Origin of the sequence: Pseudoalteromonas amylolytica, assembly GCF_001854605.1 — a bacterium.
In the GTDB taxonomy this organism is placed as follows: domain Bacteria; phylum Pseudomonadota; class Gammaproteobacteria; order Enterobacterales; family Alteromonadaceae; genus Pseudoalteromonas; species Pseudoalteromonas amylolytica.
In genome coordinates this window covers 1-20795 of record NZ_MKJU01000025.1, presented here as the reverse complement: position 1 = coordinate 20795, position 20795 = coordinate 1, and the positions used below count along the sequence as shown (strand labels likewise).

The following is a 20795-nucleotide window of genomic DNA, read 5'->3' as shown; positions in this document are numbered from 1 at the left end:
CGTAAAAGATCCTGACCTTCGTCAGGATGACAACATATGTGCTTGAGCAGTGCCTTCGTCAGGATGACGACATATTTGCATGAATAGTGCTTTCATCCTAGTTTGTTTAAGCCGCGCCTTCGTCCAAATTTCGCTCGTCATTCTGAACTTGTTTCAGAATCTCGTCACTTTCAACAAAAAGGCCATAACTTGGTGTTAATGCAATTCCTTTAAAAGATCCTGACCTTCGTCAGGATGACAACATATGTGCTTGAGCAGTGCCTTCGTCAGGATGACGACATATTTGCATGAATAGTGCTTTCATCCTAGTTTGTTTAAGCCGCGCCTTCGTCCAAATTTCGCTCGTCATTCTGAACTTGTTTCAGAATCTCGTCACTTTCAACAAAAAGACCACGATTTAGTACGAGATCCTGACCTTCGTCAGGATGACGACATCTCAAACAAAAAAAGGCCACAACTTAGTGTGGCCTCTTTTAATTCAAAGCAAAACAATGGTTATTCGAAGAACAACTTATCGCGCTCTTTTTTACCTACTTCATTCATAGTTTCGGCATCAAACAAACGACCGTTGATCATGGTGTAAGCCACCTTATCTGTATTACGAATGTTTTTAAGCGGGTTGCTATCTAGTACCACTAAATCAGCAAGTTTACCGGCTTCAATAGAACCGATATGTTTGTCTAGGCCCACATACTTCGCTGAGTCTAACGTTGCTGCACGCAGTGCTTCGTGTGGCGTCATACCACCTTGAGCAAACATCCAAATTTCCCAGTGTGCTGCTAAGCCTTCACGCTGACCGTGCGCACCTAGGTTCACCAAAATGCCTAACTCTTGTAGCTCTTTGGCAACGCGCGCGTTATTTACGTGGTTATAGTGATGATCAGGTGATTTGATACGACGCATAGAACGCGGTAACAACTGGTTCTTAGGCACAAATTTACTCAATCGTGGGTGATTCCACACATCGGTTTTATCGTACCAATAGTTTTCACCCCAGATACCACCATACGCTACACCCAGTGTTGGCGTGTAACCCACTTCGGTTTGCGACCACAATTGCTTCACATCATCATAAATATTGGCAACTGGAATTGAGTGTTCAACCCCCGTGTGGCCATCTACTACCATGGTCAGGTTGTGTTGTAGCAGCGATCCTCCTTCTGGCATCACCATCATGCCCATTTCTCTTGCTGCTTCAACAACTTGTTGACGCTGCTCACGGCGAGGCTGATTGTATGACTTAACACTAAACGCCCCCACTTTTTGTAAGCGCTCAAGGTGGAACTTAGCATCATCTAGTGAGTCGATGTGTGCTGTGTAACCCGGTACATTGGCACCGTATAAAATAGTACCCGTTGAGAAGATACGCGGTGCTACAATCTTACCCGCCTTTTGCATTTCACTGGCTGCAAAGATTTCTGTAGTATCGTTTGACGGGTCATGGATAGTAGTCACACCTAGCGCTAACCCTGCTAGGTTCTTCCAGTTTTGCTCTGGAATGATCTCCTCGCTGGCTTGCGAGCCGTGAGCATGAACATCAACCAGTCCAGGCATAATAGTTTTGCCTGTTACATCAATCACTTTAGCGTCTTTAGGAATAGCAACATCACCGGCACTACCTACTGCTTTGATATGCTTACCATCGGTCAGTACCACACCGTTTTCAATCACTTTATCGCCTTGCATGGTAATGATGTTAGCACCTGTCAGCGCAATCATGCCCTCAGGCTCTGCCATGTCTTGTTTAAAGCCAATGTCAGTACCGCTTTTTACTTTGAAGTCAGCGTCTTTGTCTTGCTTGATGTCAAACATGCCATCGAGGCTTGCATGATATAGCTCAGGCCCTAAGCTCCAGTAAAGCTTGTCACCTTTGGCGCTCCAGCTAATATTCTCACCCGCACGTACAGATAACTGCTGCACGGGGAATTGCTTGTCATTTGGAGAAATTGAGATGGTTTTACCAGTTTGCACAAATGGTGTTACAAACACTTTGAAACGCTCAGCAAATGCCAGATATTTACCATCTGGTGATACACGATATTCAGTGGCATGCTCTGCATCATAAAGCGTGCGAGACTTTTTCGTTGCTAATTCAATCGCGCGCAGCTCTGGGTTTTTGCCCTGTGCCATCACGTAAATTACATCGTTGCTATCGGCAAATTGTGCTTGATAGCCCACTTCACTGATAAGTTCTACGTCACCACCATTGCTTGGAACTTGGTATAAACCAGGCTTTAATGACCATTCAGGTGCCAAGATTGAGCTGCCGCGAGACTTACGGAACACCACGGTTTTACCATCAGGGCTAAATGTCGGTTCAACGTATTTACCCGGCTCTTTGGTGATAACTTTACCACTGCCGCCACTTGCTGAGACCACACGCACACTGCCCTGCTCATTGTCATCCCAAGTGGTATAAACAATTTTCTTACCATCACGAGAGAACTGTGGGAAAAATTCAAAGTGGCTGTTTTGCTTAGTCAAACGCTTCACTTTACCCGATGCTAAATCGCGCGAGTAAATATGGCCCATGGCTTCGAAAATAGCCGTTTCACCGTTTGGAGAAACCTGCACATTACGTAACATCTTCACGTCAAACTGTGCTTGGTCGATGTCTTGTGCAAAGCGCAGTGCTTTTTGTACTTTTTTGGTGGTATTAACACTAAACTCGATGGTTTCAAACGATTTGTCATCAACCGCCACTTTATGAATTTTACCACCCGCCCAGAATACCAAGCTTTCGTTATCCGGCGTCCAAGCAATCGTTGGGTACACCCCATGAATCGCCCATGTTTCTTGCATGTCACGTTCAAGATTGCCATACAACTTGGTTTCTTTGCCCGACTCTAAGTCGTACAAATAAAGGCTTGATTGGAAATCATCACGTTTAACATACGCAAGGGTTTTACCATCTGGGGATGGTGTAGGTCGAATAGCCCCCCCCATGCCAGATAAGATAACTTTAATCTCGCCTGTTTCACGGTCAAAACGTTTGATTTTGTAGATACCCGCTACCGAGTCTTTTGAGTAATGGAACGTTTTACCCGGTGTTGCATCGTGCGAAAAGTACACGTAACGGCCGTCTGGTGAAAATGCAGGTTCACCCAAATCTTTTTGATCGTTTTCACGCTTCGTTAACTGTACGCCGCTGCCACCTGATTTGTGGTACATCCATACTTCACCCGCGCCCAAAGAACGTGATGCTGTAAAGTGCTTACGTGCCACAAGAAAGTCGCCGTCTGGGCTCCAAGCTGGGCTGTTCAACAAACGAAATGTTTCATTGGTCACAGCCCTTTGCTCTGAGCCATCTGCGTTCATTAGCCAAATGTTGTCACCGCCGCCCTGATCCGAGGTAAAAGCGATGTGTTTGCCATCAAGGCTAAAGCGTGGCTGCATTTGCCAGCCAATATCACTGGTAAGTTGCGTTGCTTCACCACCTGAAATTGGCATGCTGTAAATGTCACCCAACAGATCAAACACTAAGGTTTTACCATCTGGACTCACATCCACGTTCATCCATGTACCTTGCGTGACGGAGATCTTCGCGTCTAAGAACTCACCTTGAGGGGCGTCTACTTGCCATTCTTGCGATTTTTCTTCTGCTGCATAACTGGCTACACTGCTTGTGCCCAGTGCCAATGCGATAGAGAGCGACAGTGCGCTATAAAACTGCTTTTTCATCATTCTTATACTCTCAACTAAAATTTGCACCATCACAGCAAAAATTAGCTAAAGTTGCCAGTAAAATGCCATCAATTACAGATTTATACGGCTATTGTCTAGATTTTCTCTCAATATCGCTGCCACTGTGCTGGGTCAAACTTGAAATAGCGCATTAACAGACGGTATAACTCGGGATCGTAGTCTCTCAACTGAGCTGGCTTTTCGATGAAAGTTTCAGTAAGAACAGCAAAAAATTCCGCCTCATTGGTGGCCCCATAACTGTGCATCACATGAGGCATTTGATAGGCCACATGGCTTTTTAAATTGCTGTATGCTCGATTGAATACTCGTGCCCAATCGGCGTAATCCTGCTTAGATGGCAGTTGTGGCGTACCATTGGTTTGTCCTGTTTGTTGATCCAACTGATGAGCGAACTCGTGAAACACCAAATTATGACCATCACCCGGCAGGCGGTTACCCTCCAATACATCGTGCCAGCTCAACACCAATGTGCCGCCAGGCCAAGACTCCCCCTGACGAACAGAGGTGTGATAGTTCACTAAGCCCGCTGCATCTTGGCTGGTTTGCGGCACATAGTAGCTACTTGGATAGAGCAAGACTTCTTTAACATTTGGATACAGCGGCCAAGACTGGTTAAGCACTAACAAACACGCATCCGCCGCTACAATCAATTCCATTGCACGATTCACCCGCAGTCCATCACGGCCTAAAATACGCTTTTCCCCCAAAAACCAAGCGACATGTCTTTCCAACGCAACTCGGTCAGCATCAGTCATCGCACGATAAATTGGCATGTATTGCAACAGCACCTGCCTGTCAGGTTGGCTCAGGGTTATCTCTTTATACTTTCGCGCCCAAAGCAGGTTTTGAATGTGTTGCCAACGCCAATACAACACCACAAAAACCACCAAAGCCAACAACAAAAAAACATTTATCATATAGATTACTTAACCTTATACATGATGGTTACTTATTCACCTTTTTAAACATAGTTGGTACAAACTGCGGCTTTTTCAATACAGCTTTGATAAAATTTGCGCCTCTGTGAGCTTTATCTGTGTACCCGTTTATGTCTTTACCTATCTTCGCCATACAATCTGACTTTCTCACCACCCTCGCCAATAATCATGTGGTGGTCAGCGCAGCAACAGGCTCGGGTAAGTCAACGTGTTTGCCTTTGTGGGCCCGTGCGCAAGGACGAGTGCTGGTGATTGAACCGCGTCGCATTGCCTGCACGTCACTGGCAGAGTACCTCGCACAACAGGACAATACTGAGCTTGGCGATCAAATCGGCTATGCCATTCGCTTTGAACAACACTTTACTGAGCACACGCAAGTGGTGTTTGCCACACCGGGTGTGGCGCTACGCTGGTATTTTGAAAATCAATTAAGCGATTTTGACGTAGTTATGTTGGATGAGTTTCACGAGCGCCGTTGGGACATGGACTTATTACTCGCACTACTTAAAGTGCACAACCAGCACCGTTTAATCGTCACCTCAGCAACGCTGAACACCAAACCACTTATCCAATATTTACAGGCAGCTACACTCCATTCCGAAGGCAAAATGTTCCTGGTTGAGGAGCGCTTTATCGCCAATGACTCACGCGCCATGCCCAGCAAATATAATTTAAGTGAACGTGTGCGTGAGGCCTGTGAACAAGCGCTCGATAATACCGATGGTGATATTTTGGTTTTCTTGCCCGGCAAAGCAGAGATTCAAGCCGCTGCGGGCCAGTTATCACACCTTGATGCGCTGGTCGTACGCTTGTATGGTGGCTGTAATCCACAGCAACAACGCTTGGCGCTGAATGTGCAAAGTCAACAGCGGGTTATCTTAGCAACTAATGTGGCCGAAACGTCTTTGACCATCCCTAATGTCAGCTGTGTGATTGACTCAGGGCTTGAGCGCCGCACACATTTACGTGGTGGTAAAACCGTACTCAACCTTGAAGCCATTGCTAAAGATTCTGCCAAACAGCGCTTGGGGCGTGCAGGAAGAACCCAATCAGGCTTATGTATTCGACTCTACGGTGAACATGCGCCGCTTATTGATACCACCCCCCCAGAAATACACCGTGAAAATCTCACAGAATTGGTACTCGCGGCCGCTTGCTCTAGCAATGGCGTGGATAGCATGGAGTTTATTGAACCATTACCCCAAACCTCTAAAGCTGCAGCAATCACGATGTTGACCCAAATAAACGCCATAGATGCACAGCAACGCGCCACTGCACTTGGCAAGCAACTTTATCCACTACCGATTGATGCACAACTTGCCTACTTAATCTGTGCTATGCCCAGTAAGTCTTTACAGCAGGCCATGGTTGATGCTATCTCGGTGCTTAGCGTACCGGCTCGCGTTTATCAACTGCCAAGTTCACCCGAGCAAATCGACGCTTTGAACAAGCGCTTACCCAATCACTGTGATTTAGAATTTGTCATCGCCCTAGTGCGCGAGCAGTTAGAAGACATCAAAGTAGAACCTGATGCTCTAAAAGAAGCACAACAATTTAGTGATCAGCTACGTATTGCCTTCGATTTGCCACAGCGCAAACACGCTGCCAGTTACGACAGAAATCAACTCATTGAAGCGATTGCCAAAGCCAAACCTGATTGGCTATTCGTCAAACGCAATAATCGCCGAGGCGCGTTTGGCAATGGTAAAAGTGAAGTGATCCCTGCAAAAGAAACGCGCATTAACGACAACTGCAAAGCCATGTTAGTGCTCGATACCTATGCCCTAGCAGGCAAAGGCACTAAACAAGCCATGACATTGGCCACCTTAAATGCGCCTGTTAGTCTGAATCTGGTCACGTCGCTAGGCCTTGGTGAGCAACAGTTTATTGATGCCTGTCTGGTTGATGGCCGAGTGATGGCAAAATTCAGCTACGCGTATGCGGGGCTTGAGCTTAATGAGCAACTCGTCGAACCTGCTGGCCAGTTGCTTATCGACGCCTGTGTTGCGCTGATATTAAAAGGTGAACTACTGGCCCCCGCTGGCAAGCAGATCACACAATCATTGGCCGAGCACCAACTCTACCTCCAAGCACACGGTAGCACTGCTGAATCTGTCACTACGCAGCAGTACCTACAGACCAAGCTACAAGAGCTTGGCCTGCAAGAACAAGATGATATAGAGCTGATTGAACCACAAGATTTGTTCTATCAACAACTTGAGCCTTGGGAGCTAGAACCATTCATTGAAAAACATCCACTACATGTACAGCTCAACGATCTATTGATGCAGGTTGAGTATTCGTTCACAGCTAAACGCATTGTTTTAAACTATGTCAGTGGTAATCGAAAAGATGCCCCAAAAAAGTGGGAGCTGCCAGCTTGGCCTGGCTTTAAAGTCAGGTACAAAAAAGCCAGTAAAGTGGTAGATGTAAAATAACCGATAACATTGTAAACAGACAAAAACAAAACAATCTAATTACTCCGTTATTTGGCACAATAACTGGTAAAATTTTGCATATCTGCTTAGTTAAACAACAAATGTATTCAAAAAAGGCACTTAAAATGAACAGCTTTGCTAATTTTTTATTGCCAATTCTGCATATCTCATTGTATAATGCTCGCCCAATCGAATAGCAGCTTTTGCTGGCCTTTCATTTTTGTAATTTGTCGTATTTCGCTTATAAATTTATGCAGTCTCCCATGGATGATTGCGTTTTTGCGCGCGCGTTTTACAAACAGTTCGGCTAGTGGTTGCATTCACGGTTGGCGAGTCCCTCGCAGAAACCAAACACACACGAGATTTAAAACATTAACCGTTTCTGAGGAACAAATATGAGCACCACAGTACGCAATTTAAACCCTGTAGCAGGCGCATTGGCGTTAGCATTTGCAAGCTTAGCTTCAACATCAGTGATGGCCCAAGAGCAAGAAGCACAAGCCGAAAAGTCAAAAATGGAAGCCATAACCGTAACCGCGACAAAGCGCTCACAAGTTATCTATGAAGTACCAATTGCAATGAGTGCGTTCTCTGGTGATGATTTAGACTCACAAGGTATCTCGGATATCACTGATGTGGGTAAATTTGTTCCAAACCTAAATATCACAGGCTTCTCAGCGGGTCACAACTCTTCAGCTAACCCGTTTATCCGTGGTATCGGCTTACAAGATCACTTGATCACAACAGACCCTGGCGTAAGCGTTTATGTTGACGGTGTATACCTTGGTCGCCAAGTTGGCCAAAACTGGAACCTAGCAAATATCGAGCGTATCGAAGTATTGCGTGGTCCACAGGGTACACTGTACGGCCGTAACTCAATCGGTGGTGCTATCAACATCATTACCAAAGCGCCTGATCAAGCCGCTGTCACTAAGGTAAGTGCTGAGGTGGGTACTCGCGGTCGCCTTAAAGGTAGCATTTTTACTAACCAAGCTGTTTCAGAAGACTTAGCCTTTAATTTTAACATGGGCTTTAACCGTCGTGGCGGCATTGGTGAGTTTGTAAACTTGCCAAACGCTGAATACGATGTAGGCGAGAACCAAGAATTCCACGGCCGTGTATCTGTAAAATACAATGCCAGCGAAGATTTACGCTTAGTATTCACCGCAGATGCCAATGATGGTGAAGGCGGTACACGCCCTTACACAACGCTAATAGACGAATTGCCAAATGGTCGTTTGTATCAAAATGGTTTACGCAATGAGCAAACCACAGCAGACCCATACGACAATGCAACGAGCACCTATGAAACATCAACGGTTTCTAACAAAGCGAACGGCGTATCTTTAACCGCTGAATACGACATCAATGCAGACTTTGGTACCAAGTTTATTTTCTCTAAGCGCTCAAGTGAATACAAAGCGGGCCTAGATGATGACAGCACAGCGGTTGCACTTGACCACTACCCTGAGCGTGGTACAGCTGACCAAACGTCTGTTGAATTACAACTAACGGGTTATTTAGGCCGCGCTGATTTTGTGACAGGTGTGTACTGGTTCAATGAAGAAGGTTCAAACCGTCAGGATTCCTCAGAGGCAAGCTTTGACGGTGGCCCAACTAAGTTGGAGCTTGATCAAGAGACAACCAGCCGTGCGGTATTTGTTAACGTCGGCTATGATGCCACTGACGATTTACGCATCTCGGGCGGTGTACGTTACACAGAAGACGAAAAATCAGCTTCTACTAACGTATTCGACCCTGTTGGCACTATCTACTCAAGCCGCGAGTGGGATGAAATTTCTTGGGAATTAGCAGCCAATTACACCTTTGAAAATGGCTTAAACTGGTATGGTACCGTACAAACTGGTTATCAATCAGGTCAGTTCCCAGCTCGCCCTTACTTCTTAATCGGTCAGTTCTTCGGTGCCGGTGGTTTTGATAACCCTGAAGCGGCTGCCATCGTACGTGCTAACAACGCATTTATGGCCAGCGATAACATCAGCGCAATTAACTACGAAACAGGCTTTAAAGGTCAGTTGACTGATGATTTCAGCATGAGCGTCGCATTTTTTAACACTGAATACGATGACCTACCTTATCAGGTAAACGTAGTAACAGACGCGGGCTTTGACACCAACAACCTGATTGTTGAACAAACATCACGTGGTGTGGAGTTCGAAAGTACTTACTATGTGACCGATAGCTTTACGTTACATTCAAGCTTTGGCTTTATGGACGTTGATGTGCAAGAGCAAAACGGTGTAAAACCAGTTGCACCACTCACACCTGAGTGGACAGCATCAATCAGCCCATCATATGAATTTGGCTTAAGCAATGGTGCAACTGTCACTACGCGTTTGGACGTTTCTTACCGTGATGATATGTATGGTGAACCAAGTTCAGACCCTCGCCGTATGACACAAATCGACGCACGTACTACCACCAACTTTGATATCTCATACGCGCCAGCGAACGCTAACTGGGACATCTCGTTATATGGTCGTAATATTTTCGATGAGCGTTATGATGATGCACGCTTGAACACAGGTGACTACATCCTAGTGATCAAGAGCAACGATGCAAGCGAGTTTGGTGTACGTTACAAAGCGACATTCTAAATACTTGTTTCATACCTTGAACGCAAATTGCCAGCATCCATGCTGGCAATTTTGTTTTGGCCTTTTGCCAACGCCCAAGACGTACGCCGCACTAATTGGTTAGTTTCACTTGGCTGACTTGAGCGGGATGGTAATGGTAACAGTGACCCCGTGTGTTGGGTTGTTGACCAAACTAATACTGCCATTGTGTTGCTCAATGACGTTCCTACAAAAACTCAACCCAATCCCTTGCCCTTCCTGTTTCGTGGTAAACAAAGGCACAAATAGATTTTCTTCATTTGCGAAACCATGACCATCATCAACGACTTTAATGACAGTATTGTGATTATCTTCGCTTAACACCAAGTCCACCGTTTCTGCCCCCGCTTCCAGCGCATTTTTAACGAGGTTAATCAGTACCTGCTCCAAAATGGACCTATCAGCCCAGATCCACCCCGACTTAACGGTAACGTGCAATGCGCGCTGTTCAAACAGCCCTTTAACTTGTTGTGCCAACTGTTTAGCAAAAACCTGCTCATAGTGTAAATTCACTTCTTTGGTCAAAGAGGCATAACGATTAATGAAGTTCTGCAGTGACATACAACGCTCTGAAATCAGCGCTAAGGCGTCTTGATCGCGCTGATTAGTTGCACGTGCAGACAAGCTCTCAGCGATGCTAGAAACAGGTGTTAATGAGTTGCGTATCTCATGCCCCATAACATTCACCATCTGTCGCCAAGCTTTGTCCTGACTATTGCGGATTGTTGACTCAATATTGGTAAATATGAGCAGCTGATAAGTTCTACCCGCATCAATAAAGATGCTATGACTTATCTGCCACTGCTGATTAATTTGCTGTTTGTTTGTCAATAATTGCCATGTGTTGTCAACTTTAAGCAAGCCCAATAATTTAAGTGAAGCATTGCGATACCGCTGCCATGGCTGACCATCGTATAACAAACTAAACGCGCCATTGGCATACGACAATTGATCTTTTTGATTGATCACCATCACTGGGGTCTCGAGCTGATCTATCAATTGGTAAACCAAGAACGCATGTTGGTCATAGCGTTGCTTTTTAATCGACAGTTCTTCACTTAACTCTCTTAAGTGCTGATGAAATTTACCGACCACTCCGAGGGGAAAAGCAGGCTTAGCATATTGTTTGTAATCTTCTTGCTTAATTGATTCTATATGTAACAAAGCGCGGTGAAAGCTCAATAAAATGCGTTGGCGAAAGTACGCAATGGCATATGTATAGCAACACAGCATCACACACATCGATAACACAACTTGCCACGTTAGCCACGCAAAATACCAAGCACAAGCCAGCGTTACCGCCGAAAATAGTGCCACAAACAGCAACAACCAAAACGCAATAAATGCTTCCAGCGTTTTATCTTTGAATGTCATCATATTTTTCCAAGCGTCTGTATAGCGAAGACTTAGTAAGACCTAGCAGATTCGCCGCCTGGGTAATATTGTTGTCACTGGTTGCAAGGGCTTGTTTTATCAATTTTCGCTCAGCTTGTTCTAGTGTCATCATGGTGATGGTATCGTTAGGCTGATGATCATCATTAACTGGCGTTATCATTGACAAATCTTCAGCACAGATCTGATCCGACTGAGATAGCAATACCGCACGCTCCATTAAATGGCTAAGTTCGCGAATATTCCCCGGCCAAGCATAATTGCATAGGATATCTTGTGCTTGTTCAGTAAGCGTAATAGTGGGCCTTTGATATTTATGCGCAAAGATTTGAATGAAGTACTCCGCAAGCGGCACGATATCCAGCGTACGCTCTTGCAAAGACGGCACTCTAAATTCCAAGGTATTTAACCGATAGAACAGGTCCTCTCTAAACTGTTCATTATGGATCAACTTTTTAAGATCGGCATTAGTAGCGCTGATGATACGGGTATTCATCTGCTGTGTATGGCTTGACCCAAGCACTTCATACTGTCCAGACTCAAGTACTCGCAGCAGTTTAGCTTGCTGTGAGAGTGGGATATTCGCAATCTCATCTAAAAATAGCGTGCCATGGTTGGCAAGCTCAATGCGACCAATACGATTGCTTTTAGCATCTGTAAACGAGCCCTTTTTGTGCCCAAACATTTCACTTTCAAATAAAGTTTCAGAGATAGCACCCATATTAACGGAAATAAACGGCCCAGATTGGTATTTTGACAAGGTATGGATTTTCTCGGCTAACTGACTTTTCCCCGTCCCATTCTCCCCCGTCAGTAGGACATTCACATCCGTTGCCGCAATATTGTTTATTTGTTTCATTAACTGCAACATACAGGGAGAACGCCACGCATAGCCTTGCTGATACTCAGGCTCCAAACGCTGCTGTAGCTTTTGATTTTGCTGTTGTAAGCTTGATAACGTAAGTTGGTGCTTGATAATTTGCAACAAACGCTGGTTTTTCCAAGGCTTTTCAATAAAGTCTCCAGCACCAAGTTGCATTGCTTTTACGGCAAGTTCAACGTTAGACCATGCTGTCATGGCAACCACCGGAATACTATACTCTGACTGAGATAACCAAGATAAAAACTCAATACCTTCCTCTCCAGAGGTAATGTCCCGAGAGTAATTCATATCAAGTAATATCAAGTCAATATGGTTGTGCTTTATCGCATCACGCGCCTGCTCTGGACTGTTGGCCTCAAGTGGAGAATAACCATTATCTTCCAATACAAAGCTGGTACTTAGAAAAATATCGTGTCGATCATCGACGATCAGAATACAAGGTTTACTCAAGACGTTCCTTTCTTGCTTTTTGTTTATTATTGAGGACGTGGTACCTATAAGGCCAATAGCTGGCCACTGTGTGAGATTATGATACACAGCTGGATAATAGGGTCAAGATAAATACAGGAAGCATCAGTATCGCACCCAATGATTGAAGTGCGAGATTGATAAGCACCACGGCGTGTATTCAACAGGTTTGATACCCTACGCTATGGCGCAATATAAAAAGCATACAGGCGCGAAGCTGGACTGCTTTACGCCTTGATATAATTAAGAAGGTTAATCAGTAGTAAGTACTTCTTCACTTTCCTCAACGGTATTGTTAACGTTAGACTCTCTGTTTGTTGGTGTGGTTAGGATCTCGCCATCCAACAATTTAAACTGCTTGGTCGCCCTGTCCGCGTATCGAGACTCGTGAGTTACCATACAAATAGTAGTGCCGTTTTGATTCAGTTGTTCGAGTACATCCATAATTTGGTCACCCGTATTAGAATCTAGGTTCCCTGTCGCTTCATCAACAAACAAAATAGCAGGGTCTCCCACCAAGGCTCTAGCGATTGCTATACGTTGCTGCTGACCACCCGATAGTTGGTTAGGTTTATGTTGTGCTCGATGAGTCATGCTGACCATTTCTAGGCATTTATTCACTCGCTGTTCGATCTCTGTGGTGCTCATAGCTTCACTTCTATAGCGCAGTGGGAGTGCGACGTTATCAAACACTGATATTTGATCTATCAAGTTAAATGATTGAAAAATAAAACCAATTTTACTATTCCTAATTTCCGCAGCCTCATCTAGTGACAAGTTAGAAACGTCAACACCTTCTATCTTATATTCCCCACTTGTCGGCATATCTAGCAAACCTAATAACGAAAGCAGTGTCGACTTACCACAACCAGAAGGGCCTGATATTGATACATAATCCCCCTTATAGATAGTTAGGTTAACGTCTTTTAATGCGTGCGTCTCCATATCCTCTGTTTCAAAGACTTTGGAGATATTTTTCATTTGAATTTTAATTTCGCTCATATCTATATTCCTACTAATTTTTCCATATTCTTTAAGGAGTTATTGCCAATTCTGGTGCTGTACTTTTCAGGTTCGATAAATCTGAAATTATGAAAGCATCATCTGGCTTTGCGCCTGATATAACTTCAATGTATCGACCTGCTATTTGGCCTAGCTCTAAAGTTGTTAGTTGTGCTGTTGAGCTGCCTGAAGTTAGGCGGTATAAATTTATTTTGCTATGTTGCTTTACATTGACCGGACGCTCAATGTAAAGCACCTGTTGCAACTTATCAGCGATGATTGAAGCGTCTACATTCAGCTGAGGACGTGCACTAGCAGGTAATGTTTCAGGCAAGGCAATTTCTATTTCTACCGTATTGTCCTGAACAATAGGCTCAATACGTGAAACCTTGCCAACTATTTTGTCCCGTCGCGTATCAACAATCGCTGTTTGGCCAACAACAACCTGCTGTACTTGACTTTGTGGCACTCGAACTAAAGCGATTAGATCCGTAACGCTGCCTATCAATGCAACTTCCTGACCTTGCGTTAAGCTTTGCCCCAGTTCCACTGACAACCTTTGCAAAACACCTGAAAACCCAGCTTTTACCTCCAATGCATCTAGACGAGTTTGTCTAATCTTCACCTGACCTTGCTGTTGCTTTAGTCGCTCTTGTTGAATATTTACAGACTCTTGATGAACTAGTTTCAGTTGCTCGATACGTTTTTTAAGTATTTCAATTCTCTTCGCCAGTTGGTTTTCTTCCAGCACCGACTCTTGATAAGCCAATTGAGATACAATGCCTTGTTCTATTAGCTTTTCTTCAGCTTTGCGATTGAGCGTTGCAGACTCATAACGCGCCGTCAACTCGGCAAGATTCGCTGTTTCATTCAGTATTTCCCTCTGGTTATTTAACTTCAGTTGCCGCAAGTTAGCCATAATCTGCAATAACTCTTGCTGAGCATCCTCAACTTCCTGAATTAATTCAGGGTTTTCTAAGCGTACAATCACACTATCAGGCTCCACATGAGCACCAGGTTTCAATACAACCTCTTTAACCGTAGCTGGCGTCAATGCAGTCAGCAATTGTTGTCGATTGGAGCTCAATACCCCAAAGCCTTCAGTGACAACTTCTAGATCACCCAGCTTTACCTTCTCAACAAGTACATCTTTACGAGATACCGAGACCGTTCCAGCCGCTTTCAAAGCCCAAGCAATTAAAGCGATTACGACAAGTAATACTACCGCCACTAATTGATATTTGTTTGCCAACCATTGTTTTTTGGGCTTCTTTTTAACTACATCCATAATCCCGAACCTTTTGTTTAGCTAAAGCTTGATTACTGACTATCACGTAACGAGTGAATAGGCATAACATTAATAATTGAGCGTAGAGGCCAATAACACGCAAACCATGTCATTAAACTGATAAGCGCAAGTGTCACGAAGAACATCGCCACCGTCCCCATGTTTACGTAGCTGCTTAACGCTTGTGCAAAGCCAATGTATAGACCGAGTAAAATGATTAGGCTTGCAACAAGGCCTATCACAACTGAACCCGCATTATCTTTTATGATTAAACTAATCACATCCTTACGTGATGCACCGATTGCAAGACGAGTCCCCAGTTCAAACTTACGCATTTGTGTGGCGTAGTTAAGAATACCGTACAAGCCAATAGTGGCTAACAAAAACGTCAAGGTTGCTAAAACAGAGCTGGTGATAGCCGTAGTGTACTGAGTGAACAACATCTGACTTTTCTTTTCCTCTAATGTATCTAAATCTTTTAGATACAACTGGCTGCTCACTTCTTTGAGAATTGACGCTATCATTTCACGAGACAAGGTTTGGTTAGGTTTCATCTTTAAAATGAATTGACGCTCATCAGCAGATGTCAACATATAGGCGCGCATTGGAATGTCTGTTTCATTTGGAACTTTAACGCCTTTGACAACCCCCCCCACACTCAGTAAATCACCGCCAACTGAGATTTTTTTACCCAACGCACTGCCTTCACCTGCCAACCTTCTTGCGTACACATCGTTGATAATGATGCTGTAGTTTTGATCTTTAAAATCTGATTCACTGAAGAAGTTACCCTCGATCAGTGTTTGCCCCGTCATGTTGAAGTACCTATCGTCAATGTAGCGACTTTGAATCGTCAGGCTTTCTTGAGTTTCTTCAACTGTTTGAATACGCATCCCATTGATTTCTAGCGGTGAAATAGCCTGAGATACATCATCAACTTGCGGTAAAGCCTGAAGTCTATTTCTTAGCTCTAACATAAGTGCTTGAAGCTGCTCGCTCGACAAATTGCTAGATCCGTTAACATTGATATTAAAAGTCGTAATATCCTTTGTTTCAAAGCCCAATGGCTCTGTAATAATTTTTAAAGAGTCTTTCAAAAGACCAATATTGATAAATACCAGCGTCGTTACAATCGTCACCTGTGAAATCACCAGTATCCTTCTCACTTTTTCAGAAACTTGCACACCGGTGCCCTTACCACTTGACTGTAGAATAGAGTTCAGCGCTTTATAGTTAACGATACCAGCGCTTAAACGCGCGAAAAATAAAGCTATGATTAGCGCAATAAGCACAGCAGATACAAAGGTAAATCCGTTTAATGCCAGCTCATCGATACGTGGAAAGCTAGACGCTAAGTAATGTTGAAGTACCCAAAAACCACTATTGGCAATAACTAAAGCCAACGCCAGAGATGCAAAAACTAATAATGCCGACTCTGTAAGTAACGAATGGAATAAATGACGCTTTTTAGCACCCACAACAGCTTGGATTGCTAATTGACGCTGCTGTTCAGCCGTACGAGACATAAATAAATTAGTAATATTAGTACATGCAATCAGTACCAGTCCTGTTACACCCGCCAGTAAAAGTAGCACCGTATTAGTACTGTCTCCCAATATTGCTTCTTTAAATGACTTCAATTCCATTTGAATCGTCCACCCCTTAAAGCGTGCGATATCTGATACGTTTTCTTGCCAGTAATTATTGAAAGGTCCAGTGAGGGTTTGCTCAATCTGTGAAGGTGCCATTTGACCATCAAGTTTACCAATAAAGTGTAATCGGGTGATAAATCCACCCCAACGGTTTCTCCAATTATCACTCTGGTGGTATGAGTTAAAATCCCAAGGTAAATAGATATCAGTTTTACTGCCTGTACCAGCAAGCTGAGGTTCAACGAATGACTCAGACAACACACCCACAACCTTATAGTTGTTCCCGCTGACCGTAATGGTTTTGTCTAATATTTCGCTATCTAAGTTAAATTTTTGCTTCCATGTGTGATAGCTCAAGATGGCGACGGGATTATAGCTTTCTTTGTTTTCAGTTTGCTCAAATGCCCGACCAAGGGCCATTTGACTGCCCAATAACGTGAACCATTTAGGTGTTGCATAGATTGTCTTGACCGTTGGATGAGTCGCAAGCGAGCTTAGTACACTTTCGCTATAAAGCGCTATGGCCGATTCACTAAACACAGTTTGCGTGTCATATAGGTGAATTAAACTAGGATAGTTATACGCCCTACCAAGCACCTCTGCATTTTTATCTTTAACCACTGAGTTAAGCTGGTATAAAGCACCTTGTTCGGGGTAAGGTAGAGGTTTAACAATTACGATATACGCTAACGTCAGAATGCATAATAAAGCACCCAAACTTATCCCCAGTGTTGCAATGACAGTGGCTGAAAAGCCCTTTTTAAGGCGTAATCCAGCCCAAGCTTGCTTTAATAGATAAATACTTTGGTTCATCCTTTGCTTCCTGTTTTATACGATTTGACTCAATAAAGCCATACGATCAATTTTCAACAATAAAACTAATATTGCGAATAACATGCCACTTATAGCCACTTTTCAACGTGTGTACGGCCTGCTAAAACAAAGAATTTAAAACCATTTAAAACAACAAGTTAAACCAATCCCTCCATACAACTTCGTATTTAGCTTGTCACCCTACAACGCTTAGAAATAGCGTTTCAATTTCAATAGACCGATATCGAACACTTACAGCCCGATATCGGACGGTTAATACCAATCAATGACCACCCCAAACATGAATACAATTGTGGTTATTGAATCAATCATCAAGGCAAACGTGAGCTCCTAAAGTCACTCCTAGAGATACCAAAACACGGCGCGAAGTGAAGAGTCCAGCCACTGATATCAGTGATTTAGAGATGAAAATAAAAAGCCGCAAAGTATCGATAATACTTTGCGACTTACACTTAACAGAAACTAGAGGTCAATCAGGTTAACCTCCAACAAACATCATACAGTTTGAATACAACTAGAATACCTCCTGAATATGAGGTTGCGTCAATATCGAGAAGTGATCAGCTGCAACATCTACAATCGTAAGTGGCTGCATCAACAAGTCATTCCAACCATAATCGTCAGGTATATGTGCTCCATCAAAAGAGTGTATTGCTCGATAAAGACTTATATTCAACGTGCTTGGCAGTTTGGTTGGCAAATAAGTGAGATAACAGTTTAAATTTGCCTTATACACGCTGTAATAAGTAACAAATTGTGTTGGCGTCATATCAACACCTTGGCTTTGGAAACAACTGGATACATACTGCCCAAGCTCACTGTCTGTGAGCGACTGTAAATGTTGTATATCTAACTCTATGGCCACACCAAACTGATGTGCAAAGTTAACACAAACGCTATACAACTCTTCCATTTGTGTATTTTGCCCACCATATCGTTGTTTAAACTGTTGCTTAAATATAAGCGGTGCGTAGGCGTCAATCAGTTTTAATGAAGCAACTGACTCATTGTTTAGCAATAGCTGTTTCGCCATTTCAAAAGCCACCACACCACCATAGGAATGCCCTACTAGATGATAAGGACCACTGGGCTGAACTTCTTTTAGTGCCGCAATGTTTTCACGCGCTGTGCGTTCCACACTTTCCAATGGAGTCATAGTGCCATCTAAGCCTATTGCTTGTAGTGCATATACAGCATAAGTACCACGCAATGCTTGCGCCATTGGCTGAAGCGACAACACATTGCCTCCTGCTCCTGGCACAACAAATAAGGTCTGCGCCTCACCCTCGTTATGTAAAGGTACAGTAATGCTAAAAGACTGCTCTTTTTCTATGGTGAGCCGCTCACCTAGCTTTACTATATTTGGTGTTTTAAATAGCTCTGCTAACGATAACGTCTGTTCAAAATGCGCACTAATTTTTGCCATAAGTTTCACAGCAAGTAACGAGTGTCCGCCGAGGTCGAAGAAATTCGCCGTCGTGCTGATTTTATCCGCTTCAATACCCAACAGTTGTGAGAATATACCTACTAGAGCATGCTCTGCATCACTGCATGGTGCTACATACTTCCCTTGTAAACTCGCACAATCTGGCTGTGGCAGCGCTTTTTTATCTACTTTACCATTTGCAGTCAAAGGCCATGCATTCACTACCATAAGTACACTTGGCATCATGTGATCAGGCAGAGACTTTTCTAAGCGCTCTTTAATCTCAGTAATAAGCTGAACCTGACCCGCCTCATTTAACGTGTTACTGGCTTTGATATAACCAATCAACTGTAGCGAACCCGCCAGCTCTTTGGCCATCACCAATGCAGATTCCACTCCCTCCTGCACTGCGAGTTGCGCTTCGACTTCACCCAGTTCAATCCTAAACCCGCGGATCTTAACTTGATCATCCACTCGCCCTATAAACTCTAAATTGCCATCTGGTAAATAACGCACTAAGTCACCGGTACGATATAAGCGCTCTGAGCTATTTGGATGCGTGGCATCATAAAATGGGTTGGCGATAAAGCGCTGCGCACTCAACTGCTGACGATTCAAATAGCCACGAGCTAAGCCATCACCACCAATGTATAGTTCACCTATGCTTCCAAAGGGTACTAAGGCATTTTTGCCATTTTCGCTCAAAATATAGCACTGCACATATGCTAAAGGTCGGCCAATCGTTGCTATCTCGGTGCTGACAAGTGCCCGTGTACTGTTAACCGTGCACTCTGTTGGTCCATAGACATTGAATATCTTTGTTCCACGCTGACGATAATCCACCAGTTGCTGCCATAATTTACTTGAAATTGCTTCTCCTCCAACCATTAAGTTGGGTGGTGTAAACTCTCCCCAGCCATCAATCCAATGCTGTAACAAGGTTGGCGTACAATCTAGCAACTCAATATCATGTGATTCTATACACTGTCGCAACAGCGCAGGATCTTTTTTACACTCATCACTGAGAATAATCATTTTACGGCCACAGAAGAGGAGAATGATTCCCTTTACCGAGCCATCAAATATGTAATTTGAGCTCCAACCGATCGTATTTACCTCATCAAACCAAGATGGAATTTCGCTTGCCAAAGCTTGTACACTGCGATGCTCAATCATCACTCCCTTAGGCTGACCCGTTGAACCTGAGGTATAGATCACATACGCCAGATTCTCTGAGCTAAGCCCCAACATGGATTTTGTCAGGTCTGTCGTGCTGCAATGCTCGTACGCACTTTGCGCATCTAAGTTAATTACCTCGCCACGGAACCCAGTCAATATCGAGCGTGAAAGTACCGCTTGATGACTCACTATATTCACCAAACCAGCATCTTCAATCATGTAGTCTAAACGCGCCTGTGGGTAATTCGGGTCAAGTGGTACATACGCCCCACCCGCCTTCAAAATACCTAACATCCCCACTATCATCTCTAATGAACGCTCTACACATAATCCCACCAAGGTATCTGGGGTAACACCCTGTGTATTCACTAAGTAATGCGCCAGTTGGTTCGCCTTGCGATTCAATGCGCCATAAGTCAGCTGCTGTGACCCAAACTCCACCGCGACTTTATCTGGTGTCGCTTGCGCCTGTTGCTCAAACAACTCATGAATACAGCTGTCTTTTGGATAGTCCATCTTTGTGTTGTTGAGCCCATGTACCAAGTGGTGTTGCTCTGCCTCTGACAAGATAGGCAGTSTATGTGGGGCAACCTCTTGCTCATTCACATCACTCAGTGCACTCAACAAACGACATAAATGGTCATTTAAACGCTCTATGGCTTGTGCACTAAACAAGCTCACATCATAGGTCCAGTGAATGCCAACACCATCATCATTCATACTCAGGTCGATGTTTAAATCAAACTTCGCTGCAATCGTATCTGATGCATAAGGTGCGATATCCACGCCCGCCAAAGTGTGCTTACTTGTCTCTCCCACACCGTAATCTGTGTTCATTGTCATCATGATTTGGAACAGTGGTGTGTGACTTGTGCTTCTAGGCACCTTTAATCTATCAACCAATTGCTCAAACGGCACATCCTGATTCGCCTGTGCGTCTAAATGCACGTTCTT

At 44.0% G+C, this 20795-nt stretch carries 10 protein-coding genes; 2 read left to right on the top strand and 8 right to left on the bottom strand.

The window, feature by feature from the left end:
* Positions 1–495 precede the first annotated feature (495 nt).
* Together BET10_RS06480 and BET10_RS06475 are read right to left on the bottom strand one after the other, a co-directional pair.
* On the bottom strand, positions 496–3681 hold the full coding sequence (locus BET10_RS06480) for an amidohydrolase family protein (RefSeq protein ID WP_070984181.1): 3186 nt from the start codon (positions 3679–3681) through the stop codon (positions 496–498).
* Between the two features lie 110 nt (positions 3682–3791).
* Positions 3792–4622 (bottom strand): M90 family metallopeptidase, encoded by an 831-nt coding sequence (locus BET10_RS06475; RefSeq protein WP_070984179.1) that lies wholly within the window; start codon positions 4620–4622, stop codon positions 3792–3794.
* Positions 4623–4753: 131 nt separating this feature from the next.
* On the opposite strand from BET10_RS06475, the gene BET10_RS06470 reads away from it, so the two are divergent.
* Positions 4754–7081 (top strand): DEAD/DEAH box helicase, encoded by a 2328-nt coding sequence (locus BET10_RS06470; RefSeq protein ID WP_070984177.1) that lies wholly within the window; start codon positions 4754–4756, stop codon positions 7079–7081.
* A gap of 395 nt (positions 7082–7476) precedes the next feature.
* Positions 7477–9699 carry a TonB-dependent receptor gene (locus BET10_RS06465; RefSeq protein ID WP_070984175.1) on the top strand — a complete coding sequence of 741 codons (2223 nt, stop codon included), beginning with the start codon at positions 7477–7479 and terminating at the stop codon, positions 9697–9699.
* 105 nt (positions 9700–9804) lie between these two features.
* On the opposite strand, the gene BET10_RS06460 is transcribed toward BET10_RS06465, so the two are convergent.
* The 6 genes from BET10_RS06460 to BET10_RS06435 all read right to left on the bottom strand — a co-directional run.
* A complete protein-coding gene (locus BET10_RS06460) occupies positions 9805–11094 on the bottom strand; it encodes a sensor histidine kinase (protein WP_070984173.1) in 1290 nt (429 codons plus the stop codon).
* Complete coding sequence (locus BET10_RS06455) at positions 11075–12442, bottom strand: sigma-54-dependent transcriptional regulator (protein WP_205987524.1); 1368 nt, start codon at positions 12440–12442, stop codon at positions 11075–11077. Before BET10_RS06455 ends, BET10_RS06460 begins: the two co-directional genes overlap by 20 nt.
* 270 nt (positions 12443–12712) lie before the next feature.
* On the bottom strand, positions 12713–13462 hold the full coding sequence (locus BET10_RS06450; RefSeq protein ID WP_070984171.1) for an ABC transporter ATP-binding protein: 750 nt from the start codon (positions 13460–13462) through the stop codon (positions 12713–12715).
* A gap of 31 nt (positions 13463–13493) precedes the next feature.
* Positions 13494–14750: an efflux RND transporter periplasmic adaptor subunit gene (locus BET10_RS06445; protein ID WP_070984169.1), complete on the bottom strand. Its 1257-nt coding sequence runs from the start codon at positions 14748–14750 to the stop codon at positions 13494–13496.
* A gap of 32 nt (positions 14751–14782) precedes the next feature.
* Positions 14783–17215 (bottom strand): ABC transporter permease, encoded by a 2433-nt coding sequence (locus BET10_RS06440; RefSeq protein ID WP_070984167.1) that lies wholly within the window; start codon positions 17213–17215, stop codon positions 14783–14785.
* A 535-nt stretch (positions 17216–17750) separates the two neighbouring features.
* Positions 17751–20795: non-ribosomal peptide synthetase (locus tag BET10_RS06435; protein ID WP_139158742.1), on the bottom strand; the 3045-nt coding region annotated here is incomplete at its 5' end.